The organism is Kitasatospora sp. NPDC028961 (assembly GCF_055564815.1).
On sequence record NZ_JBVHVO010000003.1, the window covers coordinates 416,133 to 435,387 of the forward strand.

Annotated in this window: 14 protein-coding genes, 1 tRNA gene and 1 pseudogene; 6 read left to right on the forward strand and 10 right to left on the reverse strand. The window is 72.4% G+C overall.

What is annotated here, in order from left to right; translation table 11 throughout:
- Nucleotides 1–217 precede the first annotated feature (217 nt).
- Nucleotides 218–289: transfer RNA gene (locus tag ACZ4UX_RS09330), tRNA-Val, on the reverse strand.
- A gap of 210 nt (nucleotides 290–499) precedes the next feature.
- On the opposite strand from ACZ4UX_RS09330, the gene ACZ4UX_RS09335 reads away from it, so the two are divergent.
- Nucleotides 500–1,819, forward strand: a complete 1,320-nt coding sequence (locus tag ACZ4UX_RS09335; RefSeq protein ID WP_465706187.1) for a hypothetical protein — start codon at nucleotides 500–502, stop codon at nucleotides 1,817–1,819.
- A gap of 143 nt (nucleotides 1,820–1,962) precedes the next feature.
- Nucleotides 1,963–2,184, forward strand: coding sequence for an FmdB family zinc ribbon protein (locus ACZ4UX_RS09340; RefSeq protein ID WP_329487465.1), 222 nt, complete (start codon nucleotides 1,963–1,965; stop codon nucleotides 2,182–2,184).
- Nucleotides 2,185–2,403: 219 nt separating this feature from the next.
- Here ACZ4UX_RS09340 and ACZ4UX_RS09345 read toward each other — a convergent pair.
- The 3 genes and pseudogenes from ACZ4UX_RS09345 to ACZ4UX_RS09355 all read right to left on the reverse strand — a co-directional run.
- A pseudogene (locus ACZ4UX_RS09345) lies at nucleotides 2,404–3,240 on the reverse strand (HAD family hydrolase); the annotation flags it as partial.
- Nucleotides 3,241–3,245: 5 nt separating this feature from the next.
- Complete coding sequence (locus ACZ4UX_RS09350) at nucleotides 3,246–5,762, reverse strand: phosphoribosyltransferase (protein WP_465706188.1); 2,517 nt, start codon at nucleotides 5,760–5,762, stop codon at nucleotides 3,246–3,248.
- Nucleotides 5,763–5,931: 169 nt separating this feature from the next.
- A complete protein-coding gene (locus ACZ4UX_RS09355; protein WP_465706189.1) occupies nucleotides 5,932–7,278 on the reverse strand; it encodes an HpcH/HpaI aldolase/citrate lyase family protein in 1,347 nt (448 codons plus the stop codon).
- Between the two features lie 471 nt (nucleotides 7,279–7,749).
- On the opposite strand from ACZ4UX_RS09355, the gene ACZ4UX_RS09360 reads away from it, so the two are divergent.
- A complete protein-coding gene (locus ACZ4UX_RS09360) occupies nucleotides 7,750–8,901 on the forward strand; it encodes a TerD family protein (RefSeq protein ID WP_465706190.1) in 1,152 nt (383 codons plus the stop codon).
- Between the two features lie 16 nt (nucleotides 8,902–8,917).
- On the opposite strand, the gene ACZ4UX_RS09365 is transcribed toward ACZ4UX_RS09360, so the two are convergent.
- Nucleotides 8,918–9,658: a Tellurium resistance gene (locus ACZ4UX_RS09365; protein WP_465706191.1), complete on the reverse strand. Its 741-nt coding sequence runs from the start codon at nucleotides 9,656–9,658 to the stop codon at nucleotides 8,918–8,920.
- Between the two features lie 397 nt (nucleotides 9,659–10,055).
- Here ACZ4UX_RS09365 and ACZ4UX_RS09370 point away from each other — a divergent pair, with 397 nt between their 5' ends.
- Nucleotides 10,056–11,195 (forward strand): DUF2637 domain-containing protein, encoded by a 1,140-nt coding sequence (locus ACZ4UX_RS09370; RefSeq protein WP_329487471.1) that lies wholly within the window; start codon nucleotides 10,056–10,058, stop codon nucleotides 11,193–11,195.
- Between the two features lie 117 nt (nucleotides 11,196–11,312).
- On the opposite strand, the gene ACZ4UX_RS09375 is transcribed toward ACZ4UX_RS09370, so the two are convergent.
- The 5 genes from ACZ4UX_RS09375 to ACZ4UX_RS09395 form a co-directional block, all read right to left on the reverse strand.
- Nucleotides 11,313–12,422, reverse strand: a complete 1,110-nt coding sequence (locus ACZ4UX_RS09375; RefSeq protein ID WP_465706192.1) for a DUF475 domain-containing protein — start codon at nucleotides 12,420–12,422, stop codon at nucleotides 11,313–11,315.
- A 72-nt stretch (nucleotides 12,423–12,494) separates the two neighbouring features.
- Nucleotides 12,495–13,070, reverse strand: coding sequence for a TerD family protein (locus ACZ4UX_RS09380; RefSeq protein WP_329487473.1), 576 nt, complete (start codon nucleotides 13,068–13,070; stop codon nucleotides 12,495–12,497).
- A gap of 328 nt (nucleotides 13,071–13,398) precedes the next feature.
- Nucleotides 13,399–13,974: a TerD family protein gene (locus ACZ4UX_RS09385; RefSeq protein WP_465706193.1), complete on the reverse strand. Its 576-nt coding sequence runs from the start codon at nucleotides 13,972–13,974 to the stop codon at nucleotides 13,399–13,401.
- 235 nt (nucleotides 13,975–14,209) lie between these two features.
- Entirely contained in the window at nucleotides 14,210–14,668 is a 459-nt protein-coding gene (locus ACZ4UX_RS09390; protein ID WP_329487475.1) for a peroxiredoxin, read from the reverse strand.
- Between the two features lie 240 nt (nucleotides 14,669–14,908).
- Entirely contained in the window at nucleotides 14,909–15,343 is a 435-nt protein-coding gene (locus ACZ4UX_RS09395; protein WP_329487476.1) for a DUF3052 domain-containing protein, read from the reverse strand.
- Nucleotides 15,344–15,859: 516 nt separating this feature from the next.
- Between ACZ4UX_RS09395 and aceE the strand changes: the two genes are divergently transcribed.
- Nucleotides 15,860–18,610: a pyruvate dehydrogenase (acetyl-transferring), homodimeric type gene (gene aceE / locus ACZ4UX_RS09400; protein ID WP_465706194.1), complete on the forward strand. Its 2,751-nt coding sequence runs from the start codon at nucleotides 15,860–15,862 to the stop codon at nucleotides 18,608–18,610.
- A gap of 183 nt (nucleotides 18,611–18,793) precedes the next feature.
- A complete protein-coding gene (locus ACZ4UX_RS09405; protein ID WP_465706195.1) occupies nucleotides 18,794–19,249 on the forward strand; it encodes a nitroreductase/quinone reductase family protein in 456 nt (151 codons plus the stop codon).
- The last annotated feature ends 6 nt before the right edge of the window (nucleotides 19,250–19,255 follow it).

Consider the following 19,255-nt stretch of genomic DNA (forward strand, 5'->3'; position numbering starts at 1 on the left):
TACCTGGCGGCGATAGTTCCCCGACAGCGCGCCCATCGTCACGACCCACAGGCAGGACAGCGCCGCCGTAGCGATAGCGCAGCTCGTGCGATCACGTGTCCACGGCTTGGTGGTCCGGCAACCTCGGTGGTGGCTTCTGGCCCGGGGGTGGCAAGGGAGGAGTAGGCGCCCCGAAACGACCGAAGGCCGGTTCGCACGGAACCGGCCTTCGTGGCTGTGGGCGCGGACGGTTTCGAACCGCCGACATCTGCTTTGTAAGAGCAGCGCTCTACCACTGAGCTACGCGCCCCCCGTCGCGGCCCGGTGGGGGCACGACGACTGCCTAGAGTACCTGGTCCCGGGGGGTGGTGTGGTGCGGGTGCTCGGGGAGTGGGACGGGTGGGGGTGCCGGTGTGGTGGGGCGATCGGGAACAATGGGCAGTGGATCAGCGGTCGGAACAGGGAGCGCGCAGTGAGGGTGGCCGACGGGAGTGGGTGGGGGCGGCGGCCGGGGAGTGCGGTGGCCGAGGCCCTGGTGTTGCCGCTGGTGATCGCGGGCGCGCTGGGCGCCGCCGGGGCGGCGTCGTTCGGTACGGGCGGGGGCTGGTGGGGCCGGCGCGGCGGCGAGGGGGTGCGGGCGGACGCGAAGGCGGCCCGGGACGCGGCGCAGCAGGCGTTCTACGAGTTGGACTCCACCCAGCGCGAGGTGCGGCTGGCGGTGGAGACGGTGCGCGCGGCGGAGGACGGCGCGACGGCGCAGCGGGCGGCGGCGGATTTCGAGGCGATCTCCGGCCGGGTGGACCAGGTGACCGTGAACTACCTGGCGGCGCTGGACGCGCACGATCTGGATGCCGAGGAGCTGGAGTCCGGTGCCGCGGCGCGGGCCCGGCACCAGTTGCAGGACGTGAAGGGGCAGCTCGGGTCGGCGCAGGCTGAGCTGGACGGCTTCCTGCAGCGGTTGCAGCCGGTGCTGCAGCACGCCGAGTCGCAGCTGATGCGGGTGACCCCGGCGGTGGAGGGGGCGAAGCGGTCGTTGCTGACCGCGACCACCACGCTGGAGGCGGTGCGCGGCGCGGGGCTGAGGGCGGACGACCTGGCGGCCCGGTTGGCGGAGCTGAGCCCGGAGTTGGGCCGGCTGAACGAGGGCGCGGGCCGGCACGGGGTGGCGGCGACGCTGCAGCGCGCGGAGCGGGTGAAGGAGCGGGCCGACGCGATCACGGCGGACGCGGAGCACCTGCCGGAGCGGGCCCGGGAGATCGACCGGCGGGTGGCCAGCCTGCGGACCCGGATCCAGGCGCTGGAGACCAAGGCCGGCACGGTGGAGCCGGCCCTGAGCGAGCTGCGGCGGCGGTTCGCCACGGCGTGCTGGCAGGACCTCCAGCGGGTGCCGGACCAGGTGGCGGAGGCGGGGCGGGCAGCGGAGCAGAAGCTCGCCGAGGCGGCGCGGGCGCGCGACGAGCAGCGCTGGCCGGACGCGACCGGCGCGCTCGGCACCGTGCGCGCGCTGCTGGACACCGCGGACGGCTCGGTGGTCGCCGTGAACGAGCGGCTGCGGCAGCTGAACGAGGTGCAGCACGATCCGAACCGGGAGATCGAGCGGACCCGCTTCGCGCTCCGGGACGCCCAGCGGCTCGCGATGGCGGGGCGGCAGGCGCCGGACCCGCGGCACGCGGCTCCGCTGGACGCGGCGGTCGCCCGGCTGGACCGGGCGGTCGAGGGACTGGAGACGGCCGGCCGGCACCCCGACTACTGGCACTTCCTGACCGAGCTGGCGGCGGTGCGGGAGACGGCGGCGCAGGTGGTGGAGCTGATCCGCGAGGACCTGGGCGGCCACCGGTAGCGCGAGCCGCCCCCGGCCACCCCGCCGGTGGCCCGGCAGCCCCGGCAGCCCCGGCGACCTTGGCGGCCCCGCCGACCTCGGTGCCCCCCACGGATCGTGCAGGCCCCCTGCACCGCCGGCCCGCGCCGGGCTACCCTGCGGGTATGCCACGCTACGACTTCCGCTGCCGCTCCTGCGGGGCCACCTTCGAACTCCGCCGCACGATGGCGCAGGCCAACGATCCCGCGGTCTGCCCGCAGGGGCACGAGGACACCGTGAAGCTGCTGTCGGCCGTCGCCGTCACCGGCGGCGCGTCCGGCGGCGCCGCGCAGCAGGCCCCGTCCGGTGGCGGGGGCGGCTGCTGCGGCGGCGGTTGCTGCGGCTGACCTGAGCGCGGAACGGCCGGCGGGCACGGGGAGCGGCTGACCTGAGCGCGGAACGGCCGGCGGCGCCGGGCCTCAGCCCTTGGCCACGGACTCCAGCGAGCCGGCCTCCGGCCCGCCGTCCGAGTCGGCGCTCCGCGAGACCTCCGCACCGACGGTCCGCAGGCCCGCCGCACCGACGGCCCGCGGAACCTCCGGGCCCGCAGCCGCACTCACACCCACGCCTGCCCCGCCCCGGACACGGGCCAGGAACTGACGGATGATCTCCTCCCCCGCCGCCACGCCCACCTGGTCGAGCGCGGTGACCCCGGGGGCCGTCCAGCCGCTGTCGGCGAGTTCGCCGTGCCCGGGGCGCCAGGCCGCGTCGGCGGCCAGCAGCAGGTCCGCGTCGAGCAGCGAGTCGCCGGCGGCCAGCACGGTGGCGCCGCCGACGCGCCGCTCGACCTCGGCCAGCGCCGCGCTCTTGCTCAGCGGCGCCGGGACGGCGTAGACCTTGCGGCCCTGCAGCGAGACCGTCCACCCGCGCTCGGCGCACCAGCCGGTGACTTCGTCGAGCCAGCCGGCCGGCAGCTCGGCGCGTTCGACGACCAGGTAGGCGAAGAGCTCGTCGGCGACCCGGCGCTTGTGCGTCCACTCCGGGTCCGCGCAGAGCGCCAGGTGTTCGACCACCTCGGCCAGCGGCACCGACGCGGTGGCCAGCCGGCCGGCCACCTCGGCCTGCCAGTCCTCGTCCGGGACGCCGTCGACGAGCAGCCGGCCGCCGTTGCTGCAGATCGCGTAGGCGGGGATCCAGCCGGGCGTCGGGCCGGGCAGGTTGACCCGTTCGTACTGCGTCCTGGTCCGGGTGGTGGCGGGGACGAGCAGGGCTTCGCGGGCGAGTTCGACGAGCAGCCCGGCGGCCTGCTCGGTCATGAACGAGAGCGCCTTGCCGTCGTGCACCTCGACGGAGAGCAACCGCGGTGCGAGCCGGTCGGGCACGTCCAGGGCGAGGGCGCGGTTGCTGTAGATCAGGGTGCGGTCGAGGTCGCTCGCGACCAGGAAACCACTGGGGCTGCTCATCGGGTTCAGGACTCCTTCACCAGGACGGCCGTGCCGGAGGCGCCGGTCGCTCCCCGGCTGTAGCGGGGGTGGATCAGGCCGACGCACGAGTACGGCAGGTCGTCGACCTCCTCGACGGGGATGCCGCGCTGGGCGGCGAGCAGACGGACGTGGTCGAGGTCGGCGCCGGTGCCGCGGCGGGCCAGCACCCGCCAGGGGACGCGGCGCAGCATGACCCGGGTGGTCTCGCCGACGCCGGGCTTCACCAGGTTGACGTTGTCGATGCCGTACTCGGTGCTGATCCGCTCGACGGCGGCCCAGCCGGCCCAGTCGGGGGTGCGGTCCTCGGCGGCGAGCCGGTCGGCCGCCGTCCGCACCTCGTCCAGGACCTCGGCGAAGTGGTCGGCGACGGTGTCCAGGAAGGCGCCGGAGACGTCCCCACCGGCCAGTTCGGTGTAGTGCTTCGCGCCGTGGAAGTCGTCCGGGCCGATCAGGTCGGTGCGCAGCACGGTGCGGGAGACCAGGCCGGAGACGGTCGAGTTGAGGCAGGCGGAGGGGATGAGGAAGTCGTCCCGGGTGCCGTAGGTGCGCACGCAGCGGCCCGGGTCGGCCAGGACGGCCAGTTCGGGGTCGAAGGCGGTGCCGGCCAGGGCCTCGGCGAGTTCGCGGGTGATCGCGCCCTTGCCGGTCCAGCCGTCCACGAACACCACGTCGGGGGCATGGTGGTGGGCGTCCAGGTAGCGGACGGCGACCGGGTCCAGGCCGCGGCCGCGGATGATCGAGACGGCGTAGTGCGGGGTGTCCAGGCCGTGCGCGAAGGCCAGCCAGCGGCGGATCAGGACGCCCACCGGGGTGCCGGCCCGGGCCAGCGAGGCGAGCACCAGGCCGCGGCCGCGCTCGCGGAGCAGCGTCTCCGCGACGGTGCCGACGGCGAGCGCGATCCGGCGGGCGGAGATCCGCAGGGCCTGGTGGAACAGCTCCTGGTACTCGGGGCTGGGCTGGTACTCCACCGGCAGGGACTCCGCGTAGTGGGCGCCGCCGTTCTGGACGGCCTCCTCGCGCTCCTCGGTCGGGGCCTCCAGCGGGACGTCGGAGAGGTCCTTGAGCAGCCAGGAGACCTCGTCGGCGCGGTAGGAGGAGAACTCCGGGCCGTGCAGTGGCGCGGGCAGCGCGCTCCGCTGCGGCCGGACGGCCGGGGCCGGCCGGTGCGAGGGCAGCACGGCGAGCACCACCCGGTCGGTGACCTGCCGCAGCTGGGCGAGCAGGGAGCGTTCGCCGTCGTGCAGTTCGGGGGTGTCGGCCACGTCGTCGACCACCAGCACCACCGCGTCGAAGCGGCGGGCCGGGTCGGCGCCGGGGGCGACGTTGTACACGAAGCGCTCGCGCGAACCGCCGTCCTGCGGATCGTCGTGGGCGGGGAAGGAGAGCCGGGTGCGGATGGCGTAGCCCGGGTCGTCCACCGCGAGGACGGGCGAGCGGGTGGTGGTGGAGTAGCGGACCCGCTCCTCGCCGTCGGGGAGGTGGTCCGCGAGGGCGCCGGCGAGGCGCAGCGGCGCGTACATCAGCTCCTCGCAGCCGAGGACCAGCACCCGGCCGGAGCCGGCCGCGCCGAACTCCCGGCCCTCGGCCGCCGCCGGGCCCTCTCCCGCCGCTGGGACGGTGTCGCCCGGCTCCAGCGCGGCGGCCAGCTGGGCCGCCAACTGCGGTAGCACCTCTTCGAGTTGCGCCCGGTGCGCGGCGCTGAAGCCGTGCCGCCCGCCGTCCGGCAGGCCCGCGGGCCAGTCGAGGGCGACCCGGACCAGCGGGGCGGGGGCGGCCGGGGGCGGCTCCGGCGCGGGGCCGACCTCGGCGATCAGCGCGGCGGCGCGGGCGAGGATGTCGGCCGGCAGCTCGACGCCGCCGCCGGCCGCGGCGACTAGGTCGAGCCGGGTGCCGAGTTCGGCGGCGGTGTCGACCAGTCGGCGGCGGTCGCTCTCGTCGCGCAGGTCGACCAGGGCGACCACGACGTAGTGGGCGCGCGGGTGGCGCGCGTGCAGCTCGCGGATGGTGTTGAGCACGGTGTTGCCGGTGGAGAACTCGTCGTCCACCAGGACCAGCGGGCCGTCACCGGCCAGCAGCGCGGGGTCGGCGGGCAGCAGCAGGTGGGAGGTGGCGTGCGAGTGCTCCTCCTCGAAGCCGCCGACCGGGGTCAGCCCCGCCACCGGGCGGCGCGTGGAGTGCAGGTAGGGGGCGTCCAGGCCGTCGGCGACGCTATGGCCCAGGCCGGTGGCGGTCTCGGCGTAGCCGAGCACGACGGCACGGGCGGCCGCCTCCTCGCCCAGCAGCTCGCGCACCAGGCGGCCGAGGTCGAGACCGGCACCGTGCACCACGGACGGGCGCTGCGGGACGTGCTTGCCGAGCACGGTGGAGACCAGCAGGTGGGCGCGCTTGGGGTTCTCGCGCAGGGCGAGGCCGACCAGGTCGGGGAGGCGGTCCGAGCCGGTCAGACCGACGCCCGCCCGGTCGGCCACCCAGCGACCGGTCCACTCTTGCTGTGCTGTCACTACTGGTCCTGCCTTCGATGGTGCGAGTCGTGCGGTCGGTGCGAGAAGTCCGCGAGGTACGAGAGGTACGAGAGGTACGGGTAGTGCGAGTAGCGCGGGCGGTACGAGAAGCGGGAGAGGTACGAGAAGCGGAAGAGACCCGAGAGCCACGAGCCCCGAGCCCCCGCGGTCAGCCGCAGAGGCAGGCCGAGAGCAGCTCCGCGAAGCTGACGTCCTCCCTCGCCACCCCGAACACCTCGGCGCGCAGCATCACCCGCTCGGCCCAGGCCCGGTGCGGCTTGGCCTCGTTCATCTTGTTGGTGTACGCCGAACGCAGCACCCCGCCGCCGCCGCGCTCCTGGTCCAGGATGTCCCGCGCGTCGCTGTACTCCTCATGGGTGACCACGGAGAGCGCGTGCACGGCGGGGACGTGGCTGGGGTGGATGCAGGTCTTGCCGAGCAGTCCGTTGGCCCGGTCGAGCTCGATCTCGCGGATCAGGCCGTCCAGGTCGTGGTCGATGATCCGCTGGCGCACGGCCACCCCGGAGGGCTCCGCCTCGGCGAACGGGGTGCGGCGCAGCTGCGGCTTGAACATCCGCTCCTGGACGGGGAAGTACTCCCAGACCGGACCGGTCACGGTGAACCCGGTGCCGTCGGCCCGGCCGAGCACGTTGACCACGTCCCCGATCACCGACGCGACCAGCGCGACGTCGTACGCGGTCAGGTCGGGCGAGCGGCGCAGGCCGTACGCGGAGCAGAGGTCGGTGACTCCGAGCCGGACGGCGAGGACGCGCTCGCGGTGCTTGTCGAGGAGCCGGGCGATGCCGAACAGCTGCTCGCGGCGGGTCTCCAGGTGGGCCAGTTCGGGGGACTCCAGGACGGGCATGGCGAACAGCCTGCGGCCGGTGGCCGCCTCGGCGCCGGCGAGCGCCTCCAGGAACTCGCCGCCGCTCTCGTCGGTGAACTTCGGCAGGACGAAACCGGTGAGCAGCCCGATCGCCGGGCCGAGCCGGCCGGCGAGGTCGGTGATCTGGGAGGCGGCTCGGACCCTGATGAAGAGGAGGGGCAGATCCTGTGTGCGAGCGGTGGAGGTTTCGGCGGCCTCGACCGGCTCGGACGTCACTCCCCGCACCTCCCCGAGCCACCCGCCGGGCATCTCCGGGCGCACCTCGCCGCGCGCCCGCAGGTCGTCGCGGACCGCCGCCTCCCCGGCCGCGCCGGGTGCCCAGCCCCGCGACGGAAGCCCGCCGTGCGGCTCCTCGAAGAGCTCGCCGAGCTGCACCACCAGGTTGGCCTCGGCCGCGGTGACCTCGTGGTCGGCGATCGCGTCCTCCAGGCAGAGCACCATCGAGACCACGCCCCGACCCGCCTGCTTGCGGATGTCCTCACCCAGCGTGGGCCGGGTGGCGGGGCTGTAGAGGGTCGCGCCCAGCGCGGTGGCGAGGACGGCCGCGTCGCTCTCCGCCGAGAAGGCCCTGGGCTGTTCGAGGAAGAGCCGGCCGCGTACGTCGTCGGCGAGGTGGCCGAAATGGCGCATGGTGCTCTCCTCAGGGGTTGCGGCCGCCGGTCCCGGCGGGGTTCGTGCTCAGGGGCGTGCGGGGTTCGTGCTCGGGGATGTGCGGGCGGTGCTCGGGGGTGCGGAAGGGGGCCAGGAGGGGGTGCGGAGGCGGCTCGGGGGGTGCCGCGATCAGGTGGGGAGTCGGGCTGCGGGAGGTCGGAGTGCGGGCCGTCGGGCACCGTTGCGGGGTGCGGGGCGTCACGATGGTTAACCGGTCCACCGGGCCCGGTGGTTCCCGGGCGCGCGCTGCTGATCCCCCTCGCCGAACCCCCCGGGGCCCTCTGGCCGCCTATCGTACGGACGACTTCCGGTCGAATGCGATTCGGAAACATCGAATTCTCGGAAGATTACCCTCCGCTTCACAAACCGCAAGCATTGGCAAAGTCCGATGGCCGCGCCCCCTCCGGCCACGTTGTCCGAAGGGGTGGCGAACAGGCAGGATGGTCCGCTATGACGCACGTGATGGCCAAGGGCGCCAACATCGCACTGCCGGTGGCGGCGGTCCGCGCCGTGCTGCGCTGGAGCGCCACGCCCGGTGCGCCGGACGTGGACGCCTCCGCGCTGCTCCTCGGCGCCGAGGGCAGGGTTCGTTCGGATGCCGACTTCGTCTTCTACAACCAGCCGAGGCACCCGTCGGGCCTGGTGCGCCACCTGCCCAAGCAGCAGACCGCCGCCGGCGCCGAGATCGCCGACACCGTGGAGGCGGAGCTCGCCAAGCTGCCGCCCGAGGTGGACCGGGTGGTGCTGGCCGGCTCCTCCGAGGGCGGATCGTTCCGCTCCGTGACCGGGCTGCGCCTGCTGCTCTTCGACGCCGGCGCCGGAGAGGGCGCCGCCGCGCTCGCCGAGTTCGCGATGCCCGAGAACGACGACGTCACCGCGCTGGTCGCGGGCGAGCTCTACCGCCGGGCCGGGTCGTGGAAGTTCCGGGCCGTCGGCCAGGGCTACGCGTCCGGGCTGATCGGCCTGGCCACCGACTTCGGGATCACCGTCGAGGACGGCGCGGCGGACTCCCGCGGCGCCGGTCCGGCCGACCGGCCGGGCCCGCACGCGCCGGCGGCCGACCCGCGCGCCGCCGTGCCGGACCCGCGCCCCGTCGCCCGCCCCGAGCCGGGCACGTACACCCTGGCGCCCGCCGTCCCGCTCGGCGCCGCGCAGGCCGCCGCCCCGCAGCCGCCCGCGTCGGCCCCGGCCGTACCCGCCCACGCTCCCCCGCCGCCGCAGGCGCCGCCCGCGATGCCGACGACCGCGCCGACCGTCCCGCCCGCGCCCCCGGCCCGGCAACCGGGGTACGGGTACCCGCAGCCCGGCCCCCAGCAGGGCGGCTACGGCTATCCCCAGCAGACCCCGCGCCCCGGGTACGGCTACCCGCAGCCGGCCCACCAGGCACCGCAGCAGCCCTACCCGCAGCAGCAGCAGGGCACCTACGGGTACCCGCCGCAGCCCGCACCGCAGCAGCAGGGCGGCTACGGCTACCCCCAGTCGGCCACCGCGCCGCCGTCCCAGCAGCAGGCCCAGCAGCCCGCGCCGCCGGCCCCGCAGCCCCCGGCCACCCCCGAGGAGTTCGCGCTGCCGCCGCAGGGCCCGCAGTTCCAGCCCCGCTGACCGCCGCGCGGGGCCGCTACTCCGGCCCGGACGGGCCCTTGTACCCGCGCTGCCACTGCATCCCGAAGCCGTACAGCCGGTCGATGTCCGCCTGGAAACCGTTGACGTAGCGCACCTCGCGGCGCACCGTCAGCTGGTTGTCCCCGGAGTTCTCGATCAGCACCACCGCGCAGGAACGGGCGGCCGGGGCGCGTTCCTCCAGCTTGATCTCGATCCGCGGACCGGTCTGCGGCACGATCGTCACCACCGCGTTGGCCTGCTCGAACGCGGGTGTGCCGTCGTAGATGTAGACGAAGATGAGCAGCCGCTTGAACTGGTCCTTCTTCTCCAGGTTCACGTACATCGTCTCGCCGGACGGCGCCCCGTACTGGTCGTCGCCGCTGAGCTTGACGAAGGGCGCGCGCTGGAGGTCCCCGAAGTAGCCGCCGAGCGGTTGCACCACGCCCCGGCTGCCGTCGGACAGTTCGTACATGCAGGCCAGGTCGAGGTCGACGTTGAGCTGGGCCCCCTGCTGCGCGTCCGGCTCCATCGGGCTGAGGATGCGCGGGCTGAACCAGCGCTTGAGCGCGTCCCGGCCGGAGGAGCGCGGCGCTCCTATCCGGGTGGTCCAGTGCAGGTTGACGTAGAGGTAGCCGGTGGTGGCCGCGGCCCCGGTGATCGCGTGCTGCGGTGTCGACTTGGTGAGTGTGATCTTGTGCTGCCCGCCCGGGTCCAGGGTGTTCCGCTCCCCGCGCAGGTACTCCCAAATCGAGGCCATCCCAGTCCTCCCCCAGGGCCGCCGGTCGGTCCGGCGGTCCGTCGCCCAATGATCCGGCATCAGCCCGCCCGCCGGGTACCCGAACTGCTTACCCAGCCACGTGAACCGGACACCGAGAGTGCACCGGCGGGACACCGGCGGACCACCGGCCGACCACCCGAGGGCGGCCGGGAGCCGACGGCGGGTCGGCTGGCGGGACGAAGGTCCCCTCCCGTAACATGCCGCCCCTTCGGACGCGATATCGTCTAGCCGCACAGGTGTCCCGACCGCCCCTGCCCGGGCGCGGTGGGCGCCCGGCGGCGAGGACGCACCGTCAGGCCCTGTCCCGGCGACGGGATCTGATCGTCTGTGTCGCACTGTGACCTGTCCCCTGCGGAAACCCGAGGCCCGACCCGCAATGAACCTGACCTCCATACAGCTGGTCTGGACCGTCATCGGCGGCGCAGCCCTGCTGTTCACCGCCATCCTGGTGGCGACGCTGCGCTTCAAGAACACGACCAAGAACGAGGACTCGGGTGACTCCTGGGAGCGCACCGAGGAGCGCCGCCGGCGCAAGGAGATGATCTACGGAATCTCCTCCTACGTCCTGCTGTTCTGCTGCGCCGGCGTCGCCGCCGCGCTCTCGTTCCACGGCCTGGTGGGCTTCGGCAAGGAGAACCTGGGCCTGTCCAACGGCTGGGAGTACCTCGTCCCGTTCGGCCTGGACGGCGCCGCGATGTTCTGCTCCGTCCTCGCCGTGCGCGAGGCCAGCCACGGTGACGCGGCGCTCGGTTCGCGCCTGCTGGTCTGGGTGTTCGCGATCGCCTCGGCCTGGTTCAACTGGGTGCACGCCCCGCGCGGCGTGTCCCACGACGGCGCCCCGCAGTTCTTCTCCGGGATGTCCATCTCGGCCGCGATCCTGTTCGACCGGGCGCTGAAGCAGACCCGCAAGGCCGCGCTGCGCGAGCAGGGCCTCGTCCCGCGTCCGCTGCCGCAGATCCGGATCGTCCGCTGGCTGCGCGCCCCCCGCGAGACCTACGCCGCCTGGTCGCTGATGCTGCTGGAGAACGTCCGCAGCCTGGACGAGGCGGTCGAGGAGGTCCGCGAGGAGCGCCAGACGAAGGAGGCCGCCAAGCTGCGTGCCCGCAGCGCCGACCGCCGCGAGCGCGCCGAGCTCAAGGCCATCTCCCGCCAGAGCGGGATGCTGGCCCGGGCCCGCGGCGGCCGTCAGGTGCCCGCGCTCACCGCTGCCGGAGACGGCCCGAACGCTTCGGAGCCTGCCCTAGCCGCTGACGCCGACGCCACCTCCCAGACCGGCCGCTCCGTGCTGGAGCCCGCTTCGCTGAGCGCCCTGGAGGCCGGCCGCCGCCCGCGGGCCGCCGTCGGGTCCTCCTCGACCGACCCGTTCGGCGACTCGTCCTACCTCGGCAGCGGCTCCTCGTCGTCCTCCTACCGCAGCTCGACCATCGACCTGACGGCCGACGACGACACCCTGTCGATGCCCAAGCTGGACTCGCTGGAGCGCAAGCTGCGCGCCATCGAGCAGCAGCTCGGCTGACCCTCCCGCAGCGGGGACAACCGAACCGAGCACCACGCACGCAGAACGGCCGCCCCCTCACCGGAGGGGGCGGCCGTTCTCGTCGGGCCCCGGGGCGACGGCCCCGGGTGCGGAGCGCTACTTGCCGGCGCTCGCCAGTTCGTGGTCGTCCCCGCCGCCGCCCGCGGCGGCCTCCTTGCGGTTGCGCAGGATCGACGAGCCGAGGGCGAGGCCGATGAAGGCGACACCGATCAGGCCGGTGACGATCTCCGGGATGTGGTACTCGATGCCGACCAGCAGGATCACCGAGAGTGCGCCGATCGCGTAGTGCGCGCCGTGCTCCAGGTAGACGTAGTCGTCGAGGGTGCCCTGGCGGACCAGGTAGACGGTCAGCGAGCGGATGTACATCGCGCCGATGCCGAGGCCCAGGGTGATCTGGAAGATGTCGCTGGAGATCGCGAACGCGCCGACCACGCCGTCGAAGGAGAACGACGCGTCCAGCACCTCCAGGTACATGAAGAGGAAGAACGCGGCCTTGCCGCCCACCTGGACGATGGACTTCCCGGACTTGCCGGACTTCTCCTCCTCCTCCTCGGCCTCCTCCTCCAGACCCGCCTCGAAGATCGAGGAGAGCCCGTTGACGGCGAGGTAGGTGACCAGGCCGAGCACACCCGCGAGCAGCACCGTCTCGGCGTGCTCCCCGGCGAAGAAGTTGGACGCCAGCAGCAGCGTGACCAGCGCGACGACCGTCGAGAAGGCCTCCAGCTTGCCGACCTTCTCCAGCGGACGCTCGATCCAGGCCAGCCAGTTGTAGTCCTTCTCCTCGAAGATGAAGTCGAGGAAGATCATCAGCAGGAAGACGCCACCGAACGCCGCGATGGCCGGGTTGGCGGCCTCCAGGTACTGGGCGTAGGTGGAACCCTCGTAGGTCTTGTCGGAGTTGAGCGCGAGGTCGATGACGGTTGCGGGGCTGAGGTGCGCGGTGAGGCCGACGACCAGCAGCGGGAAGATCAGCCGCATACCGAAGACGGCGATCAGCACGCCGACGGTGAGGAAGATCTTCTGCCAGTACGGGTTCATCCGCTTCAGCACCGTGGCGTTGACCACCGCGTTGTCGAACGACAGGGAGATCTCCAGGATGGAGAGGATCAGCACGATGCCGAATCCTTCAGCTCCCCAGAGCAGGCCGGCTGCGATCAGCCCGATGACGGTGATCGCGAATGACCAGCCGAAGGTGCGGAGGAACACGGGACTTGGTTACCTTTCGAGTTCATGGCGCCGAGGACGTCGACCGCGTCGGACGCGGGTCTCGGGCCGCCGTTACTGTACGTTCACGCCGAAATCGAGGGCAATGCCGCGCAGACCCGAGGCGTACCCCTGGCCCACCGCGCGGAACTTCCACTCGCCCGCGTAGCGGTACAGCTCGCCGAAGATCATCGCGGTCTCGCTGGAGGCGTCCTCGGTCAGGTCGTACCGCGCGATCTCCTGCCCGTCCAGGGAGTTGACCACCCGGATGTAGGCGTTGCGCACCTGACCGAAGTTCTGCAGGCGCGACTCGGCGTCGTAGATCGACACCGGGAAGGCCACCTTGTCCACCTGCGGGGGGACGAGGTCCAGGTTGACCAGCACGACCTCGTCGTCGCCGTCGCCGTCGCCGGTGAGGTTGTCACCGGTGTGCTCGACCGAGCCCTCGGGGCTCTTCAGGTTGTTGTAGAAGACGAAGTACTCGTCACCGAGCACCCGGCCGCCCGAGCAGAGCAGCGCGCTCGCATCGAGGTCGAACGGCGCACCGGTGGTCGAGCGGGCGTCCCAGCCGAGGCCGATCTGGACCTGCGTCAGATTCGGCGCGGCCTTGGTGAGCGAGACGTTTCCACCCTTGGCGAGCGTGACACTCATGGCTGTCCTTCCTCCCTTTTCCTCCCGGGGCGCATCTCAAGGTCTATTCCCCCGTGGCCCCGCCCGGCCTCCTTCGGCCGGCTGAACTTCCTGAACTCCTATCCTTCCAGTGCGCCGGACCGGCTCGAAGCCGGGGCGCACGAACCGGTGACCCCCGGGCCGGGTCCCCACCCGCCGCCCGCCCCGGGCGCCACGAAGCCGCACAGCACGGACCCGAGCGACACGGCCCCGGACAGCACGAAGCCGGGGCGGCCGCCGACGCCCTCGCGTCCGCGGCCGGCCCCGGCCCGGTGGTGCTCCGTCAGGCCCGGTGGGCCCGCCGCCCGGCTCAGACGTTGACGCCGAAGTCCTGGGCGATGCCGCGCAGGCCGGAGGCGTACCCCTGGCCGATGGCGCGGAACTTCCACTCGGCGCCGCTGCGGTACAGCTCGCCGAAGACCATCGCGGTCTCGGTCGAGGCGTCCTCGGAGAGGTCGTACCGGGCCAGCTCCTTGTTGTCGGCCTGGTTCACCACGCGGATGAACGCGTTGCGGACCTGGCCGAAGTTCTGGGTCCGGTTCTCGGCGTCGTAGATCGACACCGGGAAGACGATCTTCTGCACATCGGCCGGCACGGTCGCCAGGTCGACCTTGATGGCCTCGTCGTCGCCCTCGCCGGCCCCGGTCAGGTTGTCGCCGGTGTGCTCGACCGAGCCCTCGGGGCTCTTCAGGTTGTTGAAGAAGACGAAGTTGCCGTCCTTGTCGACCTTGCCCTGGTCGTTGCAGAGCAGGGCGCTGGCGTCCAGGTCGAAGTCCGTGCCGGTGGTGGTACGGACGTCCCAGCCAAGGCCGATGACCACGGCGGTCAGGCCAGGGGCTTCCTTGGTGAGCGAGACATTGCCGCCCTTGCTCAGGCTGACACCCACTTGTCCTCCAAGATTCGGGAGGCACACGCTGGTGCCCCCGTGGTGCGGTCGGAGGTGCGGCGACGATTGCGCCGAGCCTCTGACCAGCCAACGGACCGATCGTAGTGCCGGGTTCCCGTCCTGGCCGGAGAACGGCCCGGCGTGGCTGTTCGAATCCGCACGGGGGCCCGCCCCGCGGTCCGTCCGCAGCCCGCCGGGCCCGTCCGGCGCCCCCGGGAAGGGGCGCGCGGGGGCCTCAGAGCGCGCCGAGGACCTTGAGGTACTCCTGCTCGTCACGGGCGTCCGGCAGGTCGTTGACGACGCTCCAGCGGACCACGCCGGCCTTGTCGATCACGAAGGTGCCGCGCACCGCGCAGCCCTTCTCCTCGTTGAAGACGCCGTAGGCGCGGGAGACCTCGCCGTGCGGCCAGAAGTCGGAGAGCAGCGGGTACTCCAGGCCCTCCTGCTCGGCGAAGACGCGCTGGGTGAACGGCGAGTCGTTGGAGACGCCGAGCACCTGGACCTCGTCGTTCTGCAGGCGCGGCAGCTCCTTCTGGATCGCGCAGACCTCGCCGGTGCAGACGCCGGTGAAGGAGAACGGGTAGAAGACCAGGACGACGTTCTTCTCGCCCCGGAAGTCGGAGAGCCTGACCAGCTCGCCGTGCTGGTTCTTCAGCTCGAAGTCCGGAGCCTCGGTGCCGACCTCGATGGCCATGGTGGGACCTTTCTGACGCGACAGGGCCGCGCGGCGGGCGCGGCGAGCGCCATCCTTGCATTCGCCGACCCCGATTCGGCCGAACGGGTGAGGCGGCCGGCGCTCGGGGCGGCCGCTTTCGCCCTCGGCGAACGCGACCCCCGGCAGGGGATCCAGCCCGGAACGCGAAACGGCCGGGCCCCGCTGGAGGAAGCTCCAACGGGGCCCGGCCCTGGATCGCGGCTCAGGCGCGAGGGGCGGTCAGCGCTTGCCCGCCTTGGCGGCCTTGGTCGCCAACCGGGTGGCGGCCCAGTCCTTGGCGATGGCGATCGAGCTGGTCTGCGAGAGGCCGGCGGTCCGGGCCGCGTCGGCGATGTCGGACGCCTCGATGTGGCCGTCCCGGCCGGTCTTGGGCGTCAGAAGCCAGATCAGGCCGCCCTCGGCCAGGTATTCCAGGGCGTCGACGAGGGAGTCGGTGAGATCTCCGTCGTCGTCGCGGTGCCACAGCAGGACGGCGTCGGCGACGTCGTCGTAGTCCTCGTCGACGAGATCTGTCCCGGTGATCTCCTCGATGCCCTCGCGGAGTTCCTGGTCACTGTCTTCGTCGTACCCCAGCTCCTGGATGATCTGGTCCTTCTCGAATCCGAGACGGTGGGCCGGGTTGGACTTGTCCGCGGGGTCCGCGGTCGCGCTCACGGGAATAACCTCCAGTATTCGGCTCGGCATCCATGCCGAGGCTGTGGCCGTAGTCCACACGGGCGCGGCGGTTCGCGCAAGTACCCGACCCCCGATCCCCTCCAAAGGTTGACGTGTCGCAGGGGGACACGCCGGTCGACGTGTCGTGAATCACACCGATTTGCCCTTCTCTGCATGGGACAAGGATGCTTCGGGTGACCCCGGTCCACAGGCCGTACGCGTGCCCGAGATGCGAACGGCATTCGGGTCCGCGCGTGCGCGGGCGTAGAGTCTCCTGTTGGCCCTCACCCCGACCGCCCGCCATCGGACGATCGGGCAACCAGGTCGGACCACCTCTGTTCGTAACACCCGGTGGTGCGGGGCGCAGGCAATAGCGCCTGCTCCGCGCGCCGCCAGACCGCTCCGCCTACCGGGCGCAGCGGTTACCGATCGGTAGAGATGACGGATCTCCGAGCGCGGTAGCACGATGGAGGCGGCGCGACACACCTCAGTTTCGACCGACAGTGAAGGAACAGCGTGGCTTCCGGATCCGATCGCAACCCGATCATCATTGGCGGCCTTCCGAGTCAGGTCCCGGACTTCGATCCCGAGGAGACCGCGGAATGGCTGGAGTCGCTTGACGCGGCCATCGACGAGCGGGGGCGCGAGCGTGCCCGCTACCTGATGCTCCGCTTGATCGAGCGCGCCCGCGAGAAGCGTGTCGCCGTGCCCGAGATGCGCAGCACGGACTACATCAACACCATCGCCACCAAGGACGAGCCGTTCTTCCCCGGCAACGAGGAGATCGAGCGCAAGGTCCTCAACGCGACCCGCTGGAATGCGGCCGTCATGGTCTCCCGGGCGCAGCGTCCGGGCATCGGCGTCGGCGGCCACATCGCCACCTTCGCCTCCTCCGCGTCGCTCTACGACGTGGGCTTCAACTACTTCTTCCGTGGCAAGGACGCCGAGGGCGAGTCCGGCGACCAGATCTTCTTCCAGGGTCACGCCTCCCCCGGCATCTACGCCCGCGCCTTCCTCCTGGACCGACTGTCCGAGCAGCAGCTCGACGCCTTCCGCCAGGAGAAGTCGAAGGCGCCCTACGGCCTCTCCAGCTACCCCCACCCGCGGCTGATGCCGGACTTCTGGGAGTTCCCGACCGTCTCGATGGGCCTCGGCCCGCTCGGCGCGATCTACCAGGCCCGGATGAACCGCTACCTGGAGCACCGGGGCATCAAGGACACCTCCGCCTCGCACGTGTACGCCTTCCTCGGCGACGGCGAGATGGACGAGCCGGAGTCGCTGGGCCAGCTGTCGCTCGCCGCGCGTGAGGGCCTGGACAACCTGACCTTCGTGGTCAACTGCAACCTGCAGCGCCTGGACGGCCCGGTCCGCGGCAACGGCAAGATCATCCAGGAGCTGGAGTCCCAGTTCCGGGGCGCCGGCTGGAACGTCATCAAGCTGGTCTGGGACCGCAGCTGGGACCCGCTGCTCGCACAGGACCGCGACGGCGTCCTGGTGAACAAGCTGAACACCACGGTCGACGGCCAGTTCCAGACGTACGCCACCGAGACCGGCGCGTACATCCGCGAGAACTTCTTCGGCGGCGACCTGCGGCTGCGCAAGATGGTCGAGAGCATGACCGACCAGCAGATCCAGCACCTGGGTCGCGGCGGCCACGACCACGCCAAGGTCTACGCGGCGTTCAAGGCGGCCCGCGAGCACACCGGTCAGCCGACGGTCATCCTGGCCCAGACGGTCAAGGGCTGGACGCTCGGCCCCAACTTCGAGGGCCGCAACGCGACGCACCAGATGAAGAAGCTGACGGTCGAGGACCTGAAGCGCTTCCGCGACCGCCTGCACATCCCGATCACGGACAAGCAGCTGGAGGAGGGCTACCCGCCCTACTACCACCCGGGCCGTGACTCGGAGGAGATCCAGTACATGCACGACCGCCGCGAGGAGCTGGGCGGCTACGTGCCGACCCGCAAGGTGCGGCCGCGTCAGCTGGAGCTGCCGGGCGACGACGCGTACAAGGCGGTCAAGAAGGGTTCGGGCAACCAGACCATCGCCACCACCATGGCGTTCGTCCGGGTGCTCAAGGACCTGATGCGGGACAAGGGCATCGGCAACCGCTTCGTGCCGATCGCACCCGACGAGTACCGCACCTTCGGCATGGACTCGCTGTTCCCGTCGGCGAAGATCTACAACCCGCTGGGCCAGACCTACGAGTCGGTCGACCGCGAGCTGCTGCTGGCGTACAAGGAGTCCCCGACCGGCCAGATGCTGCACGACGGCATCTCCGAGGCGGGCTGCACGGCCTCGCTGATCGCCGCGGGCTCCTCCTACGCCACCCACGGCGAGCCGCTGATCCCGGTCTACGTCTTCTACTCGATGTTCGGGTTCCAGCGCACCGGTGACCAGTTCTGGCAGATGGCCGACCAGCTGGCCCGCGGCTTCGTGATCGGCGCCACCGCCGGCCGGACCACGCTGACCGGCGAGGGCCTGCAGCACGCGGACGGCCACTCGCACCTGCTGGCCTCGACCAACCCGGGCGTCGTCGCGTACGACCCCGCGTACGGCTTCGAGATCGCGCACATCGTCCAGGACGGCCTGCGGCGGATGTACGGCTCGTCGGCGGAGTTCCCGCACGGCGAGGACGTCTTCTACTACATGACCGTCTACAACGAGCCGATCAAGATGCCGGCCGAGCCGGAGAACGTCGACGTCGAGGGCATCCTCAAGGGTCTGCACCGGTACGCCCCGGCGACCGCCGGCCAGATCCCGGCCCAGATCCTCGCCTCCGGCGTGGCGGTGCCGTGGGCCCTGGAGGCCCAGCGCGTCCTCGCCGAGGAGTGGAACGTCAAGGCCGACGTCTGGTCCGCGACCTCCTGGAACGAGCTGCGCCGCGACGCGGTGGAGGCCGAGGAGTTCAACCTCCTGCACCCGGAGGAGCAGCAGCGCGTCCCCTACGTGACGCAGAAGCTGCAGGGCGCCGAGGGCCCGTTCGTCGCCGTCTCCGACTGGATGCGCGCGGTGCCGGACCAGATCTCGCGCTGGGTGCCGGGGCAGTACCAGTCGCTGGGTGCCGACGGCTTCGGCTTCGCCGACACCCGTGGCGCGGCCCGTCGCTTCTTCCACATCGACGCGCAGTCGGTCGTCCTGGGCGTGCTCACCGAGCTCGCCAAGCAGGGCAAGATCGACCGCAGCGCCCTGAAGGACGCGATCGACCGCTACCAGCTGCTGGACGTGGCCGCGGCCGACCCGGGTGCCGCCGGCGGCGACGCCTGAGCGCTCGGTGAGCCGGTGAACCGGTGAACCCAGGGGCCGGACCTCCTCCGTGGAGGTCCGGCCCTTCGCCGTTCCCGCCGCCGGATCCCCGGCGTGACCTCCGTCACATCCCCTTGAACCTCACACAGGTGTGAGCTCCTAGGGTCGTTCCCAGACGAACCGGACCACCCCAGGAGGTCTCCCATGAACGCCGTCCACCCCGAGCCCGCCGCCGGCGGCAACGCGTACAACCGCGGTGTGATCACCGAGTTCCGGGCCTCGGCCGGCACGGTCGGCGGCTCCTTCGCGGGCACCCCGCTGCTGCTGCTCACCACCTGGGGCCGGCGCAGCGGCGAGCCGCGCACCACCCCGCTGGTCCATCTGACGGAGGGCGGCCGACCCGTCGTCTTCGCCTCGAACGGCGGCGCCCCGGCCGATCCGGACTGGTACCGCAACCTGGCCGCCCGCCCCGAGGTCACCGTCGAGCTCGGCGCCGAGCGCTACCCGGCGCTGGCCGTCCCGGTGACCGGCGGCGAGCGGTACGAGGCCCTCTGGGCGGCCCAGATCGCCGCCCAGCCGGCGTTCGCCGCCTACCGGGCGCGGGCCGGGCGCGTGGTGCCGCTGGTGGAGCTGGTGGAGCTGCGCCGCGCGGCGGGCTGACCCGGA